The organism is Flagellimonas lutimaris, assembly GCF_051494225.1.
Classification (GTDB): Bacteria; Bacteroidota; Bacteroidia; order Flavobacteriales; family Flavobacteriaceae; genus Flagellimonas; species Flagellimonas lutimaris_A.
Genome location: NZ_JBNPYE010000003.1, coordinates 313,901 through 330,783, shown reverse-complemented (window position 1 = coordinate 330,783; position 16,883 = coordinate 313,901). Strand labels below are relative to the sequence as shown.

At 40.7% G+C, this 16,883-nt stretch carries 12 protein-coding genes; 8 read left to right on the top strand and 4 right to left on the bottom strand.

Features of this window, described 5'->3' with window-relative positions:
* Positions 1 to 91: 91 nt before the first annotated feature.
* Entirely contained in the window at positions 92 to 775 is a 684-nt protein-coding gene (locus ACQQ5U_RS09805; RefSeq protein ID WP_437397131.1) for a cell division ATP-binding protein FtsE, read from the bottom strand.
* Positions 776 to 921: 146 nt separating this feature from the next.
* Here ACQQ5U_RS09805 and ACQQ5U_RS09800 point away from each other — a divergent pair, with 146 nt between their 5' ends.
* The 4 genes from ACQQ5U_RS09800 to ACQQ5U_RS09785 all read left to right on the top strand — a co-directional run bounded on the left by ACQQ5U_RS09800 (position 922) and on the right by ACQQ5U_RS09785 (position 8,555).
* Complete coding sequence (locus ACQQ5U_RS09800; RefSeq protein ID WP_437397129.1) at positions 922 to 3,945, top strand: tetratricopeptide repeat protein; 3,024 nt, start codon at positions 922 to 924, stop codon at positions 3,943 to 3,945.
* Between the two features lie 12 nt (positions 3,946 to 3,957).
* The gene (locus ACQQ5U_RS09795) at positions 3,958 to 5,709 is read left to right on the top strand and encodes a TonB-dependent receptor (protein WP_437397127.1); all 1,752 of its coding nucleotides are present in this window, start codon (positions 3,958 to 3,960) and stop codon (positions 5,707 to 5,709) included.
* A 102-nt stretch (positions 5,710 to 5,811) separates the two neighbouring features.
* Positions 5,812 to 6,894, top strand: coding sequence for an OmpA family protein (locus tag ACQQ5U_RS09790; RefSeq protein ID WP_437397125.1), 1,083 nt, complete (start codon positions 5,812 to 5,814; stop codon positions 6,892 to 6,894).
* Positions 6,895 to 6,935: 41 nt separating this feature from the next.
* Positions 6,936 to 8,555, top strand: a complete 1,620-nt coding sequence (locus tag ACQQ5U_RS09785) for an amidohydrolase (protein ID WP_437397124.1) — start codon at positions 6,936 to 6,938, stop codon at positions 8,553 to 8,555.
* Positions 8,556 to 8,683: 128 nt separating this feature from the next.
* Here the strand turns inward: ACQQ5U_RS09785 and ACQQ5U_RS09780 are convergent, their stop codons facing one another.
* Positions 8,684 to 9,217: a DUF2911 domain-containing protein gene (locus ACQQ5U_RS09780; RefSeq protein ID WP_437397122.1), complete on the bottom strand. Its 534-nt coding sequence runs from the start codon at positions 9,215 to 9,217 to the stop codon at positions 8,684 to 8,686.
* Positions 9,218 to 9,454: 237 nt separating this feature from the next.
* Here ACQQ5U_RS09780 and asnB point away from each other — a divergent pair, with 237 nt between their 5' ends.
* Positions 9,455 to 11,125, top strand: a complete 1,671-nt coding sequence (gene asnB, locus ACQQ5U_RS09775) for an asparagine synthase B (protein ID WP_437397120.1) — start codon at positions 9,455 to 9,457, stop codon at positions 11,123 to 11,125.
* A 122-nt stretch (positions 11,126 to 11,247) separates the two neighbouring features.
* Here asnB and ACQQ5U_RS09770 read toward each other — a convergent pair whose 3' ends face one another.
* Positions 11,248 to 11,781 carry a hypothetical protein gene (locus ACQQ5U_RS09770; RefSeq protein ID WP_437397118.1) on the bottom strand — a complete coding sequence of 178 codons (534 nt, stop codon included), beginning with the start codon at positions 11,779 to 11,781 and terminating at the stop codon, positions 11,248 to 11,250.
* Between the two features lie 346 nt (positions 11,782 to 12,127).
* On the opposite strand from ACQQ5U_RS09770, the gene gyrB reads away from it, so the two are divergent.
* Positions 12,128 to 14,068 (top strand): DNA topoisomerase (ATP-hydrolyzing) subunit B, encoded by a 1,941-nt coding sequence (gyrB, locus tag ACQQ5U_RS09765; RefSeq protein ID WP_437397116.1) that lies wholly within the window; start codon positions 12,128 to 12,130, stop codon positions 14,066 to 14,068.
* Between the two features lie 72 nt (positions 14,069 to 14,140).
* A complete protein-coding gene (locus ACQQ5U_RS09760) occupies positions 14,141 to 15,151 on the top strand; it encodes a DUF6588 family protein (protein WP_437397115.1) in 1,011 nt (336 codons plus the stop codon).
* 77 nt (positions 15,152 to 15,228) lie between these two features.
* Here ACQQ5U_RS09760 and ACQQ5U_RS09755 read toward each other — a convergent pair whose 3' ends face one another.
* The gene (locus tag ACQQ5U_RS09755) at positions 15,229 to 15,600 is read right to left on the bottom strand and encodes a hypothetical protein (RefSeq protein WP_437397113.1); all 372 of its coding nucleotides are present in this window, start codon (positions 15,598 to 15,600) and stop codon (positions 15,229 to 15,231) included.
* Positions 15,601 to 15,846: 246 nt separating this feature from the next.
* Between ACQQ5U_RS09755 and mdh the strand changes: the two genes are divergently transcribed.
* On the top strand, positions 15,847 to 16,773 hold the full coding sequence (gene mdh, locus ACQQ5U_RS09750) for a malate dehydrogenase (protein WP_437397111.1): 927 nt from the start codon (positions 15,847 to 15,849) through the stop codon (positions 16,771 to 16,773).
* Positions 16,774 to 16,883: the final 110 nt, after the last annotated feature.

Genomic DNA, 16,883 nt, shown 5'->3' with positions numbered 1-16,883 from the left:
GAAGCGAAATTAGTTTAGACAAAGTAACAAAAACTTTTGGTGATCAAGTAATTGTATTGAAAATCAGTGAACTATTGGTCTTAAGGAGTGATTATATTGCTTTTTGAATCACTTCGAAGACTTTGCTACCATCACATTTTAGGGTTTTGTGAGGGTACTTTAAGATAAGGGCGTAATCATGGGTGGCCATAATAATGGTTTTTCCATTTTGATTGATATCCTGTAATACCTTCATAACCTCTACACTGGTCTGGGGGTCGAGGTTTCCTGTGGGCTCATCGGCCAGAATTAGTTCTGGGTCGTTCAAAAGGGCGCGGGCAATGGCAATGCGCTGCTGTTCCCCACCCGATAACTCGTGCGGAAACTTGAAACCTTTGGTTTTCATGCCAACCTTGTTCAAAACTTCCTCGATTTTATCGTCCATTTTTTTTGGGTCGGTCCATCCTGTGGCTTTAAGCACAAATTTTAGGTTGTTGTTGATATTACGATCGGGAAGTAATTTGAAATCTTGAAAAACAATGCCCAGTTTTCTTCTCAAATAGGGAATATCTTTTTCTTTCATTGCTTTTAGGTCAAAATCTACCACTTGACCTGCTCCTTGTTTTAGCGGAAGATCGGCGTACAATGTTTTCATAAAACTACTTTTCCCACTACCGGTTTTACCAATTACGTAAACAAATTCCCCTTTTTTAACCTCAAGGTCAATGTTGTTGAGAACTAAGTTTTCGCTCTGAAATATGGCTACATCTTGTAATTTTACAATGGTATCGGGCATAGTATTGCTTTATGGAATAAAGGTACTAAGTTCTAAAATTATTCATCATTATTGTATAACCAAATGTTACAACTTTAGGTGTTGACATACTTTGGCCTTAATTTTGACGTTATGAATAAAGTCAATCGAGAAGAGCGTAGAACACTATGAATCGAAAAAACCTCCTTTTAATTCCCATATTGTTGGGAACTTTTTTTGTGCTTCCCGCACAGGAAACCAAAATATATACCCACGAAAACAAAGCATACCAAGATGCCTTGGCACTCTATAACAATGAGCAGTACCAAGCGGCACAGCACATTTTTGAGTCCGTAAAGGCAACTACTAATGATGGAGAAACCGAAGCCAATAGTGCATATTATGCTGCAAATGCTGCCATTCGACTAAACCAGCGTGGGGCGGATAAAATGATGGAAGATTTTGTGGAACGATATCCAACGTCGACCAAAAGAAATTCTGCTTTTTTAGATGTAGCTGATTATTATTTTGAGACAGGAAAATATCCCTACGCCTTAAAATGGTACAAAAAGGTGGATGAAAACTCGATGCCCTATTCGGAAAGAGATCGCTTTAATTTTAACAACGGCTATGCCTTGTACGCATCCAAGCGTCCACAAGAAGCGGAACGCTATTTGAACAAGGTAACCACTTCCCAAAAATATGGTTCACAGGCCAAATATTATTTGGGATACATTGCCTACGAACAAGACGATTACAATGCTGCAAGCGCTCGATTCGACCAGATTCAAGATCCTGAATTACTTGACGAAAAACTGTCATACTATCAGGCGGACCTAAATTTTAAATTGGGAAAGTTTGAAGAAGCTATTGCGATGGCCAAAAAGCAATTGCCAAAAAGTAATCGTCAAGAAGTTTCTGAACTCAACAAGATTATTGGCGAAAGCTATTTCAACTTGGAACAATATGCAGAGGCTATTCCTTATTTAGAAGAATATCGTGGTAAACGTGGCAAATGGAACAACACCGATTACTATCTGCTGGGGTATAGCCATTATAAGCTGAGTGATTACCAAAAAGCCATTCAGCAATTCAATAAAATTATTGGTGGAAACAATGCGGTTTCCCAGAATGCATACTATCACTTGGCGGAATGCTATTTAAAGTTGGATAAAAAATCGGAGGCATTGAATGCTTTTCGAAACGCTTCGCAAATGGAATTTAGTCCCGAAATCCAAAAAGATGCTTGGTTGAACTATGCCCGTTTGAGCTACGAAATTGGCAATGCCTACGAACCTGTGCCTCAGGTTTTGACCACCTATTTGGAAAAATATCCAAAGGATGAGCATCAATTGGAAATTCAGGAACTTTTGGTGGACTCCTACATTACCTCTCGAAATTTTGAAGGGGCTATGAAGCTTTTGGAGGAGAATAAAAACTACGCTAGTAAAGAAACCTACCAAAAAGTGGCCTACTACCGTGGTGTTGAACTTTTTATTGATGGTGATTACGAGGGTGCTTGGGAAAGATTCGATAAATCCCTGAAAAATGCAGAAAACTCCAGTTTTGAAGCACGTGCTTTGTATTGGAAAGCAGAATCAGCCTATAGGTTGAACCGTTTTGAGGAAGCCTTGGTCGATTTTGTTAGGTTCCAGAACTCGCCAACAGCAAAATCACTTTCGGAATACGACCAGTTGGATTACAATTTAGGGTATTCCTATTTCAAACTGAAAGACTACAACAACGCCATATCTTATTTTCAAAATGTGGTGGCTTCAAACGCTATTGATGACCAAAGAAAAAACGATGGTTACCTGCGTTTAGGTGATAGCTATTTCGTGAACAGCAAGTATCAATTAGCGAAGAAGGCCTATAATACTTCATCAAAGATGAATGGACCCGAGCGAGATTATGCTGCCTTCCAAAAAACACTTTGCGAGGGCTTCTTGGGCAATAATTCAGCAAAGATTGATGGTCTAAACGAGTTTTTAACCATGTACCCAAGTTCATCATTACGAGATGATGCCTTATTCGAATTAGGAAACTCCTATATTAAAAACAATCAAGAAAGCTTAGGGCTACAAACCTACGATCGTATTGTTACTGAATTCTCTCGCAGCAAATTTGCGCCAAGAGGATTATTGCGTTCAGGATTGGTGCATTATAATTCCGGTCGTAACGATCAAGCATTGGACAAGCTAAAAGAGGTGGTTCAAAAATATCCCAATACGCAAGAAGCCAAGCAAGCGGTGGCCACGGCCAAACTGGTTTATGTGGACGAAGGTAGGGTGAGCGAGTATGCAGCTTGGGCCAGAAACTTGGATTTTGTGGAGGTCACCGACACCGAATTGGACAATGCCAGTTTTGAATCTGCCGAAAGAAAACAAATTGAGGGTAAAATTCCGGCAGCCATTCGCGGGTACGAGGATTATCTAAAAGAATTCCCGAACGGATTGCACGCCCATAACGTAAATTTTGCTTTGGCACAACTCTATTTTGCCAACGGAGAAAAAGATAAGGCCTTACCAAAGTATAAGGCTGTGGCTGATAGTGGGAATGGTGAATATACCGAACAGGCCTTAACCCGTGTTTGTGAAATTTATGTGGAAAAACAAGACTACAACAGTGCTATCCCGTATTTAAAAAGATTGGAGAGTACAGCAGATATTTCAGAGAATAAAACCTTTGCACAATCCAATTTGATGAAAGGTTTTTACGGACAGAAGGACTATTCACAAACTATTGATTATGCCGAAAAGGTGTTGAACGCTCCAAAAATTGATGATCGCATTAAAAGTGATGCACAAATTATGATAGCGCGTTCAGCCATTGCCACCAATAATGAGAGTTTGGCAAAAACGGCCTATCAAGATGTTAGGGGAATTGCTTCAGGAGAGCTTGCGGCCGAAGCGTGGTACTACGATGCCTATTTTAAAAATCAGGAACAGGCTTTTGAAGCATCCAACGAGTCCGTTCAAAAATTGGCCAAAGATTATGCAGCTTACAAGGAATGGGCAGGAAAAGGCTTGGTAATCATGGCCAAGAACTTTTACAATTTGGGAGATGCCTTCCAAGCTACCTACATTTTGGAAAGTGTCATCTCCAATTTTTCTGAATTTGAGGAAATCGTTGCGGAAGCAGAAAGCGAGCTGGCCACTATCAAAGCCAAAGAAGCAGAGAGCAATTCATCCGTAGACCCCAACGAAAATTAAACGAGACACAAGATGCAAAAGAGAACCTATATAATTTCATTACTTTTTTTGAGCCTTTGCGGAGCTGTTATCGCCCAGGAAGAGGATAACATTGGTACGGAAACGGTAACGGTAGTAAAACCGTATTCCCCAACCGTTTCGGATGCCTTTAAAATTAAATCGTCACCGAACTTGAACGATTCCATTGTGCTTCAGAAGAAGAAAATCAATTACAGCATATTTTCCGTGCCGGTGGCATCGACTTTTACCCCTGCAAAGGGCAAGGCTTCAGGAGTTGAGAAAACACCGCCGCCCACTTTGTACAATTCGTATGCATCGGTTGGGTTAGGTAACTACAACAACGCCTTGGTGGATTTTTACACGAGCCGTGAATTTAATAGAGGTGAAGATTTGTTGGATTTTGGTCTAACGCACAATTCGTCAAGAGGTGATTTGGATTCTACACCCTTGGAAACGGATTTCTACGATACCAAATTGAATGCTTCCTACGCGAAAAAGGACCGCTATATGGATTGGGGTGCCGCAATTGGGTTGCAGCACCAACTATACAATTGGTACGGAATCCAGGCTGACTTGTTCAGTGAGGATGAGATCAATGCCATGGATGAGACGCAAAACTATTTCAATGCAGAGGCGAAAGCCCATTTTAATATGGAAGATTCGTCTTTTAAAAGTGGGAATGTTTTGTTGAGGCGGTTTTGGGACGCCACGGAATCTGCAGAGAACAGAGCAGTGGTCAACCCAACTTTTGAGCTACCCATCACCGAGGAATTGATTACGATTTCCGCAAAGGTGGATTATGTAGGTGGCAGTTTTCAAAATGGCTCCATTACAGAAGGGGCAAACGACGGAGAAAAAAAATATAGCAATTTACAGGCAGGGGTCACTCCAAGTCTTTTGATTCTTCGGGATGATCTAACCTTGAATTTGGGTGCCAATATCGTTTACGGATTGGATATGGAGAACAGCGAGAACAACTTTTATATTTATCCCGCTGTAACGGCATCATACCGTGTTATGGATGAAAATGTGATTGCATATGGTGGAATCGAAGGTGATTTGAAGCAAAATTCATATCACGATTTTGTCAATGAAAATCCATATGTGTCCCCAACGCTCAATATTATACCAACTGACCAACAGTATGAAGGATATCTGGGACTTAAAGGCCAGTTGACCTCCACTGTGGGATACAACATCAAAGGATCCTACATGGCAGAAAACAGAAAACCGCTTTTCTATCAGAATACTATAAACACTTCCAGAACTGATGAAAAGAGTTATTATTATGGTAATTCCTTTCAAGTTTTTTATGATGATGTAAAAACCCTGGGTGTATTTGGGGAAATCAATGTGGATGTCAACCGTAATTTTTCTCTGGGCGTAAATGCAGAGTTCTATGATTATGATACCGAAACGGATAACCCTGCATGGAATTTACCATCGATTAAAGGGTCTTTGTTTATGGATTATCAAATCACTGATCAATGGTATATGGGAGCAAATCTGTTCTATGTTGGCGAGAGGGATGCTTTGACATCTGTTGTTCTAACAAACAATGTACCTCCGACAATTTCTTATGCGCCAATAACCTTGGATGCCTTTTTTGATGCCAATGCTCATGTGGGGTACAGGTTCAATGATCAACTCTCTATTTTTGTGAAAGCATCCAACATCGCGAACAATAATTACCAGCGTTGGGCCAATTTTAGGGTACAAGGCTTCCAGGCCTTGGCAGGTGTCTCTTATAAGTTTGACTTCTAGATTGTAGGAGAATACGCAATAAATTGTTAAAAATACCGTTCATTACTTTCTGTCAATTCATTGATATTCTGATGATTGTCAGTTCCAAATTAATTGGAAGACATGAAAGTACGACCTCATTACATACTATTCTTGCTGATGATTTCATCAGGCTTTGGTCAGAATTTGGTGCAAAACGGGGGATTTGAAGAATTTGTTTCCTGCCCGGTTAAAATGAGCAATCTAAATAAAGATGCAAAGTATTGGAGTGCCCCAACCTTGGGTACAACCGATTATTTTAATCAATGTAGCAGGACCAAACTGGGTGTCCCTATGAATTTTAAGGGCAAGCAAGAACCTTATGAAGGTGCCGCATATGCGGGTCTTTACTTATTTGCGCCCCATGATTACCGCGAGTATATTCAAGTACCATTAAAGGAAGCATTGGAGAAAGGAAGCCGATACCGATTGACATTGTATTTAAGCCTTTCCGAAAAATCCGATGGTGCTGTAATGGATATGGGGGCTGTTTTCGCCGAAAAACCACTTTCAATCCATACTAAAAGAGAGCTTGGTCACGGAGAGCTTTCATCTGTTTCTACCCAAACGTCACATATCAAACAATTTCCGATTAATGAATACTATGAAGACAAGCAGACTTGGATGGAACTTACTTTTGATATGGTGGCCAAGGGTTTTGAAAATCATCTCATCCTCGGGAACTTTAAAAGTAATGCCGGCACAAATTACATGAGTTTCAAAAAGGCGCCTCAAAAGGAAGAAGGATACTCTTATTATTATTTAGACGATATTTCATTGACCTATCTCGGTCCGGAATACAAAACCAATGAGGTTTATGTGCTGGACCATGTCAATTTTAATTTTGACCGTTTTGACCTTCAGCCCAAAGCGGAGCAAAGTCTTCGAGATATTTATGAGCACCTCAAGAAAAACCCCAACCTAAAGGTTGCTATTAATGGGCATACAGATGATTTGGGTTCCGATGAATATAACGATGTGCTTTCTCGTGAAAGAGCCGGTGCCGTGGCCCAATATTTAATCGGTTTGGGATTGGATAAAAAACGAATAACATCCAAAGGTTTTGGTGATAGCAGACCGCTGGATACCACACTAACCGAAGAGGCCCGAAGAAAGAATCGTAGAGTGGAATTTGTGATGACGAAGTTTGAGGACGAAAACCCGTAAATTATCCATGCTTTTTCTATTTTTGGTGGAAACCAACAGAAATGAAAAAGATTCTTTTATTAGCTACCGCTCTTTTAGTTTTTTCTTGCAATACCAAAGAAGAGGTGGATCTTATCGTTACCAATGCCAATATCTATACCGTAGATGCTGATTTTTCCAAAGCCACAAGTATAGCCATCAAAGATGGAAAGTTTGTTGCCGTTGGCGATTCCGAAGAAATTTCTAAAAAATATAATGGACAAGAGCAATTGAATGCCGAAGGAAAGACCATTGTTCCTGGCCTTATTGATGCGCATTGTCACTTTTATGGCTTGGGACAGAACCAACAAGTAGTGGATTTGGTCGGTACCGATAGTTTTGATGAAGTATTGGAAAAAGTAGCAGCCTTTCAAAAAGAGCGTCCTTCAGAATTTATCTGGGGTAGGGGATGGGACCAAAATGATTGGGAGGTAAAAGAATTTCCGACCAAGGCTAAATTGGATGAAATGTTTCCCAATATCCCTGTTGTTTTGGAGCGGATTGATGGCCACGCCTATCTTGTCAACCAAAAAGTATTGGATATGGCCGGCATTACTGCTGATACGGAAACGGAAGGTGGTGAAATCGTCAAAGAAAATGGAGAAATTACAGGTGTTTTAGTTGATAATCCGATGGGCTTGGTCAATAATGTGACTCCCCAAGCCAGTCTGGAACAAAAAATACAAGCACTTAAAGATGCTGAAGCAATTTCTTTGGATTATGGATTGACCACAGTTAACGACGCCGGTCTGTCCAGAGACATCATCGAATTGATAGATAGTTTGCAGCAAGCCAATGAATTGTCTATTCGAGTTTATGCCATGGTGTCCAATTATCCTGAGAACTTGGATTACTTTTTGAGCAAGGGCATTATAAAAACAGATGGATTGAATGTTCGTTCCGTAAAAGTGTATGGCGATGGTGCTTTGGGCTCAAGAGGAGCGGCGTTAAGAGCACCCTATTCGGATAAGCCAAATCATTTTGGTGCTATGGTAACCCCCGTGGATCAAATTGAAGCCTTGGCACAGCGAATTGCCGCGACCGACTACCAGATGAATACACATGCCATTGGAGATTCTGCCAATATTGTAGTGCTAAGGGCGTATGAAAAAGCTTTGGAAGGTAAAACGGACCGTAGATGGAAAGTGGAGCACGCACAGGTAATCTCACAACCCGATTTTGATTACTTTGAGGATGGAATTATTCCATCCGTTCAACCTACCCATGCCACGAGCGATATGTACTGGGCAGAAGATAGATTGGGTGCAGAACGTGTTAAGGGGGCTTATGCCTACAAGGATTTGTTGGATAAAGCGGGATTGGTGGCTTTGGGTACCGATTTCCCAGTGGAGCAAGTAAATCCATTTTTGACTTTTTATGCAGCGGTGGCCCGTCAAGACATGGAACAATATCCCGAAGGTGGTTTTCAAATGGAGAATGCCTTGAGCCGGGAAGAAACCTTGAAGGGTATGACCATATGGGCGGCCTATTCCAATTTTGAGGAAAACGAAAAAGGAAGTATTGAGCCTGGTAAGCTTGCCGATTTCGTAATTCTAAGTGATGATATTATGACGATTCCATCAGAAGAGATTCCCAATGTAACTGCCGAGCACGTTTTCTTGAGCGGTGATCAGAAAAAATAATAGGTTTTTGTAATTCTGAACGTCCCGATTAGTATAGGTATGAGGATTTGTTTGAACCTTATTCAGTAAATAATTATAAATAAAAAAGCCCCATTTTGGGGCTTTTATGCTGTAAAAACTAAAATTTTCTAGTAGCTGATAGGCAAGGTAACTCTTGTAGTTCCCCAACCCATTACCATATTTCCATCATCATCAAAAGCAATGGCAAATGCTTCCAATTCTTCACTGTCGGTAGAAGTAGTGGCAGTAGCGCGAACTACATCACCGTCGCTATTATATGAATAAGCACCCCATTGGTGTAGATTGCTGTTCAAAATAACTGTCCATTCATTTTCACCAGGGATGGTAAATAGTGCATAAGAACCAGCTTTGATGGTTTTACCACCAACCTTGGCATCTTTATAAAATGTAATTTCTGTGGCTTCATTAGCACCTGTTCTCCAAACTTTTCCAACTGGGGCAAGTTCAGCCAAACTACGTCCTTTTAACTGTGGACGACTGTAAATAACACGAGCTGCTTTATCAGCCTCCCTTGAGCTTGCAGGGTAATAAGCGATATCCGCTGGACTCTTGTCAAGTCCGCTAAACTTCTGGGCCGTGGCATCTGTAGTAAATGCAAGACTGGTACATAGTACTAAAAGTAGTAATGTTAGTTTCTTCATGATTGTAATTTAAGTTCTTTTTAAACTGCTTAATTAAATGTTGTTCAAATATACAGACGAGAAAATTAAGTAACCTTACAAAGCGTTCAAGTTAAAAGCCTAAATAGTAAAAAAAATTACAAATAATCTGTATAAGTAATTAAAAAGTTTATAAATGTAACCTAAAACATAAAAAGACTTTTATATTTGAATCTTAAAGTTCACTTTTGTTTTAAAATTGTTATTAAATATTTTATTATGTGTGGTATTGTTTGCGCATTTGATGTAAAAGAAAGTACAGAAGTACTAAGGCCCCAATTGTTGGAGATGTCGAAGAAAGTTAGGCACCGAGGGCCCGATTGGAGTGGTATTTATGCCAATGATAAAGCTATTTTGGCTCATGAAAGATTGGCCATTGTGGATCCAGCTTCAGGAAAGCAACCGTTGTTGAGTGCGGATGGAAAATTGATTTTGGCTGCCAATGGCGAGATATATAACCATCAAGAGTTGAGAAAACAGTTTGAGGGGAAATACGATTTTCAGACACAGTCTGATTGTGAGGTTATTTTAGCATTATATCAAGAAAAAGGCCCTGATTTTGTGGATGAAATGAACGGTATTTTCGGTTTTGCTATTTATGATTCTGAAAAAGATGAGTATTTCATTGCACGTGACCATATGGGAATTATACCATTATATATTGGTTGGGATAAGAACGGAACCTTCTACGTGGCTTCAGAATTGAAGGCCTTGGAGGGTACATGTTCAAAAATCCAACTGTTTCCTCCTGGGCACTATATGCACAGTTCCGATGGGGAGTTTGTGAAATGGTACAAACGGGACTGGATGGAGTATGATGCTGTAAAGGAAAACGAAACCAGTATTGCGAAGATAAAAGATGCCTTGGAGGCTGCCGTACACCGTCAGTTAATGTCCGATGTACCTTATGGCGTATTGCTATCGGGCGGATTGGATTCTTCCGTGACATCGGCAATTGCAAAAAAATACTCGCAAAAGCGTGTTGAATCCGGTGATACTGCAGATGCTTGGTGGCCACAATTGCACTCTTTCTCTGTGGGATTGGAAGGTTCACCTGATTTGGCAGCAGCACAAAAAGTGGCGGACCATATTGGTACGGTACACCACGAGATAAAATTTACCATTCAAGAAGGTTTGGATGCCATAAAAGATGTAATCTATAACTTAGAAACCTACGATATAACAACAATTAGAGCCTCTACGCCCATGTATCTTATGGCGAGGGTAATCAAATCCATGGGGATTAAGATGGTCCTTTCCGGTGAGGGTGCGGATGAATTGTTCGGAGGTTATCTCTATTTTCACAAGGCACCAAGTCCAAAGGATTTTCATGAGGAGACAGTGCGAAAATTGGATAAACTCCATATGTACGATTGTCTGAGGGCCAACAAATCTTTGGCAGCATGGGGTATCGAAGGCCGTGTTCCTTTCTTGGATAAAGAATTTATGGATGTAGCAATGAGCATCAACCCAAAAGATAAAATGATCAATGGAGAACGTATGGAGAAATGGGTGGTGCGTAAAGCATTTGAAGACTATTTGCCGGAAAGCGTGGCCTGGAGGCAGAAAGAGCAGTTCTCTGATGGTGTGGGGTACAGCTGGATAGATACCCTAAAATCTATGGTAGAAGAGGAAATTACCGATGAGCAACTGGAAAATGCCCATTTCAAGTTTCCGATTCAGACGCCAACATCGAAAGAAGAATATTATTATCGTTCAATTTTTGAAAGTCATTTTCCATCCGATGCAGCCGCATTGAGTGTTCCACAAGAACCATCGGTGGCTTGTAGCACCAAGATAGCCTTGGAGTGGGACGAAGCTTTCAAGAATATGAACGACCCATCGGGAAGAGCTGTAGCCAAGGTTCATACCGATGCGTATGTGAAATAACCCCCGTTTAAACCAACCAAACGATATGAAGCAGTAAATTCTAAATGTTTCATTGTTTAATTAGTCCGAAAAGCCCCTTATCCAAGGGGCTTTTGAGTTGTTAGATTATGATGAATGCTAGGTTAGAAATGAAGGGCAAAGCCTATTCGGAATTCCAATATGCCTTCATCTGTGAAATCTTCGTTAAGACTAAGGTTGTAGCGTAAGCCAGGTTCAATGCTTATTTGGTCTGCAACAAAGATTGCATACCCGCCTTGTATCCCTAACCAAAGAGGGTTTTCATTCGCATCTTGGTAGCTGGCACCTGTAACATCCAATTGAACGGGAACAGTATTTATGATATAGTATTTAGCTCCTAGTTTATAGGAGAAAATAGTTAATCCATCAAAATCGGAATACCCTAAACCTACTTTAGCGGCAAGGTTGTTTGCAATAAAATAACCACCTTCGGCACCAATGCTCCATATAGTTGCATCACCTATTGAGGTAAGTCCAAAACTTGTGTTGGCTGTTTGGGCAAAACCAGTGTCTCCACCTCCAAAACCGGTGTTAGCTTCAATGAGCCAACTTCCTTGGTCGGTTTGACTTCCATCCTGACCGTGGCATGTAAACATCAATCCGGTGGTTGCGGCAATCATAAATAAAATTTTCTTCATAATATATAGTTTGTGTTTATGTGGGGGTAAACTTACATTTTCTTGGATAAGGGACAAATTTTTTGTTAAATCATTGTTGTTTTCATTTTATGTAGGCGGTCCGATTTGGAGTTGCTTGGTTGTTCAAACTGCTCCAATTTGTTCGTGAATTCCTTTTGTCAAAAAAAACGAAATGAACATCAAGTAATTTTCAATATAGGCTTCAGAAAGAATAGTTGCCAATACATGCTTTTCCACAGTATTTGTTGATAACTTAAGCTGTTCAATAGGCTCTTAGAGGCCATTTGCACGGGGTATTGATTATATTTGTAAGATTTGAAATTTTGAGGCAAATACTTAAAAATATATGAGCGAAGAAGCTAACAAGAAACAATACTCGGCGGATAGTATCCAGGCCCTTGAGGGAATGGAACACGTACGTATGAGACCTTCCATGTATATTGGGGATGTAGGGGTCCGTGGACTGCACCATTTGGTGTACGAAGTAGTGGATAACTCCATAGATGAGGCCATGGCCGGTCATTGTGATAAAATTGATGTGATCATCAATGAGGACAACTCCATAACCACACAGGATAATGGTAGGGGTATTCCTGTTGATCTGCACAAAAAAGAAGGAGTTTCTGCCCTAGAGGTTGTAATGACCAAAATTGGTGCCGGTGGTAAATTCGATAAGGATTCGTATAAAGTTTCCGGTGGACTTCACGGTGTTGGGGTTTCGGTGGTCAACGCCCTTTCGGTACATTTAAAAGCTACGGTTTATAGAGACGGAAAAGTTTGGGAGCAAGAATATGAAAGAGGTAAAACGCTCTATCCTGTAAAAAGTGTTGGTGAGAGTGATGAAACCGGTACCATAGTCACTTTTGTTCCTGACAATACCATTTTTACGCAGACCACAGAATATAGTTATGAAACCCTTTGCAATAGGATGCGTGAGCTTTCCTATTTGAATAAAGGTGTTACCATTACAATTACCGATAAAAGAAACAAGGACGAAAAAGGAGAGTTTATCTCGGAGGTTTTCTATTCTGAAGAAGGACTTAAGGAATTTATCAAATTTTTGGATGGTACACGAGAGCCTTTGATCCAGCATGTTATTTCCATGGAAGGGGAGAAGAATGGTATCCCTGTTGAAGTTGCCATGGTTTACAATACGGGTTATACCGAGAACCTTCATTCTTATGTGAACAACATTAATACCCACGAAGGAGGTACGCACCTTTCTGGTTTTAGAAGAGGATTGACTTCTACTCTAAAGAAATATGCCGACAATTCAGGGATGTTGGACAAGTTGAAATTCGAGATATCAGGAGATGATTTTCGAGAAGGACTTACAGCCATCGTTTCTGTAAAAGTTGCCGAACCGCAATTCGAGGGGCAGACTAAGACCAAATTGGGTAACCGCGAGGTGACCAGTGCTGTGAGTCAAGCAGTATCCGAAATGTTGACCAACTATTTGGAAGAAAATCCAGATGATGCCAAGCAAATTGTGGAAAAGGTGAAACTTGCTGCGCAAGCAAGGCATGCCGCTGCAAAAGCTCGTGAAATGGTTCAACGTAAGAACCCGATGAGTGTTGGTGGATTGCCAGGAAAACTTTCCGACTGCTCCGAGCAAGACCCCACAAAATGCGAGGTATTCTTGGTGGAGGGAGATTCCGCAGGTGGAACGGCCAAACAGGGTAGGGACCGAAATTTCCAGGCTATTCTCCCATTAAGAGGTAAAATTCTTAACGTGGAAAAGGCCATGCAACATAAGGTCTTTGAAAACGAAGAAATCAAGAATATTTATACGGCTCTTGGAGTTACTATCGGAACAGAGGAAGACAGTAAGGCATTGAACTTGGATAAACTGCGATACCATAAAGTGGTAATCATGTGTGATGCGGATGTCGATGGTAGTCACATTGAAACCTTGATTCTGACATTCTTCTTCCGTTATATGCGCGAGCTGATAGAAGGTGGTCACGTATATATTGCGACACCTCCATTGTATTTGGTGAAGAAAGGGTCCAAAAAGCGATATGCCTGGAACGACAAGGAGCGTGATGCAATCAACGAAGAAATGAATGGTGGTGTAAGTATCCAAAGATATAAAGGTCTTGGGGAAATGAACGCCGAGCAGCTTTGGGATACCACCATGAATCCAGAATTTAGAACATTGCGTCAAGTAAACATTGATAATGCAACGGAATCTGACCGTATATTCTCTATGTTGATGGGGGATGAAGTGCCTCCAAGACGTGAATTTATAGAGAAAAATGCCGTCTATGCGAATATAGATGTATAGATAATAGGCATTTCACAACAAAAACTCGCCCCTCCAAGGCGAGTTTTTTAGTTTTGGGAAAACTACAACATCATGAAAAGAATAATTTTAGTGCTAGCGCTAGTCTCTGTAACCTTGGGTAAAGCCCAAGACCTGAACGATATTTTTGTGTCGGGAGTTGCTGATGCCGAACAATTTGCCAATGCCTATTTGGCGCCTGTGTCCGAAGCATCCATTTATAGTATTTCCAATGGATGGTACAACACGGCCGATGCCAAACCTTTGGGAGGATTCGAAATTTCTATAATTGGAAATATGACCGGGTTCAAAAACAAGGAGGATAAAAAAGCCTTTTTGCTAGATCCGGCCGATTACGAAAACCTGGATTTTGTGAACAATCCGGGTCAACCGCGACAAGTGGCAACGGCATTGGGTGATATTGAAGGAGTTAACGTATTCGTGGAGGACCAGAGCGGGATTTTTTATCGGGATTTTGAACTTCCTTCCGGTTTGGCTTCGGAAAACCTCAATTTTATCCCATCAGGATACCTTCAAGGTAGTGTAGGGTTAATCAAAGGCTTGGAGGTAAAAGCTCGCTTTTTACCCAAAATCAAATTTGATGATGATGCAAAGATTGGCCTTTTCGGAGCAGGTCTACAATACGATTTTACCAAAATGTTACCGGCGGACAAATTGTTGCCTGTAGCTATATCTGCTGTTATTGGGTACACCAACTTAAATGGGGAATACGATTTTACCGAGTCGTCCACTATTAGCGGAAGTGACCAACGTATTGATGCTAATTTTAAAACGTGGAACTTCAGTGCCGTCGTTTCCACCAGAAATATACCCGTAATCAATTTTTACGGTGGTGTTGGGTATATCACAGGTAAATCTGATATTGATTTATTGGGTACATATGAGGCGAATGGACCTTTCTTCTCTGAAACCGTTGTGGACCCATTCTCTGTTTCCAAGAAAGCAAGTGGTGTTTCTGCCAATCTAGGTACAAAATTAAAGCTGGGCTTCTTTAGGCTCAATGCAGAATACAATATCTCCGAATTCAGCACTTTTACCTTTGGTGTAAACTTCGGATTCAGGTAGAAAATCAAATCAACCAACCAATAATAAAGAAGGCCCCATTTATGGGGCCTCCTATTTTCATATATGTAGTCTTCACGTCATTCCCTGGTGGCGAAGACCGAGCCATTATCCAAGGTCAATACTTCAGGTTCTTTTGCTTTTTCCAAGCTAACTGTAATGTCCGTCACTTGAGGGTCTCCATAAGTAATGGAATACGTTCCATTTTTTTGTGACCATTTAAAATCGGTATAAAAAATTAATTCGGAGTTGGAATATCTTTGGTACCTACCTAGGTAAACATCGTTAAAAATCCATTCTTCGCGGGAAGTGTTGGTACTTTTCCCCTCAATACTGGAAGATTCGGTTTTTGCCCAAATACCCAAAATAGGATCGTGGTTCTCTGGGACACTGGTACAGTTGCTTATGGCAATAATGCCAATTATGGACAACAATGAAAAGAGTTTTTTCATAGGTCAAGTAGGTTAAATTGATTTTGGGACTATTAGAACGCAAGTTTGTAGGAATCTATTGCATAAAAAAGATAAAATATTTGCTTCGCTTTTGCTTTGTAGGTTGAAATGAATCTTCCCTGTCCATTTTAATTGAATATCAACTTTGTGCAATTTGAAGGAATTAGGCCGCTAAAACTGGTCAAAGTCAGCTTTTTTCTGCCTTAAATGCATTATTTTTGAAGACTAAAATTTAAATCTATAAAAATGAAAGTTACCGTAGTTGGAGCAGGCGCAGTAGGAGCAAGCTGTGCTGAATACATAGCAATGAAAAATTTTGCAGCAGAAGTTGTTTTATTGGATATCAAAGAAGGATATGCCGAAGGAAAAGCCATGGATTTGATGCAGACGGCCTCCTTGAACGGATTTGATACCAAAATCACGGGAAGCACCAGCGATTATAGCAAAACTGCAGGTAGTGATATTGCAGTAATTACCTCTGGTATACCACGTAAACCTGGTATGACACGTGAGGAATTGATTGGAATCAATGCTGGAATTGTAAAAACAGTGGCAACTAACCTTTTAGAGCACTCTCCAAACGTAACTATTATTGTGGTGAGCAACCCTATGGATACCATGACTTATTTGGTTCATAAGGCTACCGGCCTACCAAAAAATAAAATCATTGGTATGGGCGGTGCATTGGATAGTGCTCGTTTCAAGTATAGACTGGCTCAAGCTTTGGAAGCACCAATTTCCGATGTGGATGGTATGGTGATCGGGGGACATAGCGATAAAGGAATGGTTCCTTTAATCGGACATGCCACCAGAAACAGTGTTAAAGTTTCCGAGTTCCTTTCCGAAGATAAAATGAATTGGGTAGTGGAAGAAACCAAAGTCGGTGGAGCTACATTGACAGGCTTGTTGGGAACCAGTGCATGGTATGCCCCGGGAGCCGCTGTATCTGGATTGGTACAGGCCATTGCTTGCGATCAGAAGAAAATGTTCCCATGTTCTTCACTTTTGGAAGGGGAGTATGGATTGGATGATATTTGTATCGGGGTACCGGTGATTTTGGGCAAAAACGGAATCGAGAAAATAGTCGAGATTGAATTGTCCGATGCCGAAAAAGCCAAAATGCAAGAAAGTGCAGCAGGTGTTAAAAAAACAAATGGATTGCTTGAGTTTTAAACTCGGTATCAATAAATAACGGAATTGTCATTTCGGACGAAACACTAAGGAAATTGCCCATCGGTTTACATGGAGATTTCTAGGTTTGTTTGGAATGGCAATTTCATTTT

Excerpts from the sequence above, each read along its gene's own strand:
- ACQQ5U_RS09780 (WP_437397122.1), bottom strand. The coding sequence starts at position 9,217 with ATGAAGAAACTAACATTACTACTTTTAGTACTATGTACCAGTCTTGCA.
- ACQQ5U_RS09755 (WP_437397113.1), bottom strand. The coding sequence starts at position 15,600 with ATGAAAAAACTCTTTTCATTGTTGTCCATAATTGGCATTATTGCCATA.
- mdh (WP_437397111.1), top strand. The coding sequence starts at position 15,847 with ATGAAAGTTACCGTAGTTGGAGCAGGCGCAGTAGGAGCAAGCTGTGCT.
- ACQQ5U_RS09790 (WP_437397125.1), top strand. The coding sequence starts at position 5,812 with ATGAAAGTACGACCTCATTACATACTATTCTTGCTGATGATTTCATCA.
- asnB (WP_437397120.1), top strand. The coding sequence starts at position 9,455 with ATGTGTGGTATTGTTTGCGCATTTGATGTAAAAGAAAGTACAGAAGTA.
- ACQQ5U_RS09805 (WP_437397131.1), bottom strand. The coding sequence starts at position 775 with ATGCCCGATACCATTGTAAAATTACAAGATGTAGCCATATTTCAGAGC.
- gyrB (WP_437397116.1), top strand. The coding sequence starts at position 12,128 with ATGAGCGAAGAAGCTAACAAGAAACAATACTCGGCGGATAGTATCCAG.
- ACQQ5U_RS09760 (WP_437397115.1), top strand. The coding sequence starts at position 14,141 with ATGAAAAGAATAATTTTAGTGCTAGCGCTAGTCTCTGTAACCTTGGGT.
- ACQQ5U_RS09795 (WP_437397127.1), top strand. The coding sequence starts at position 3,958 with ATGCAAAAGAGAACCTATATAATTTCATTACTTTTTTTGAGCCTTTGC.
- ACQQ5U_RS09800 (WP_437397129.1), top strand. The coding sequence starts at position 922 with ATGAATCGAAAAAACCTCCTTTTAATTCCCATATTGTTGGGAACTTTT.
- ACQQ5U_RS09785 (WP_437397124.1), top strand. The coding sequence starts at position 6,936 with ATGAAAAAGATTCTTTTATTAGCTACCGCTCTTTTAGTTTTTTCTTGC.
- ACQQ5U_RS09770 (WP_437397118.1), bottom strand. The coding sequence starts at position 11,781 with ATGAAGAAAATTTTATTTATGATTGCCGCAACCACCGGATTGATGTTT.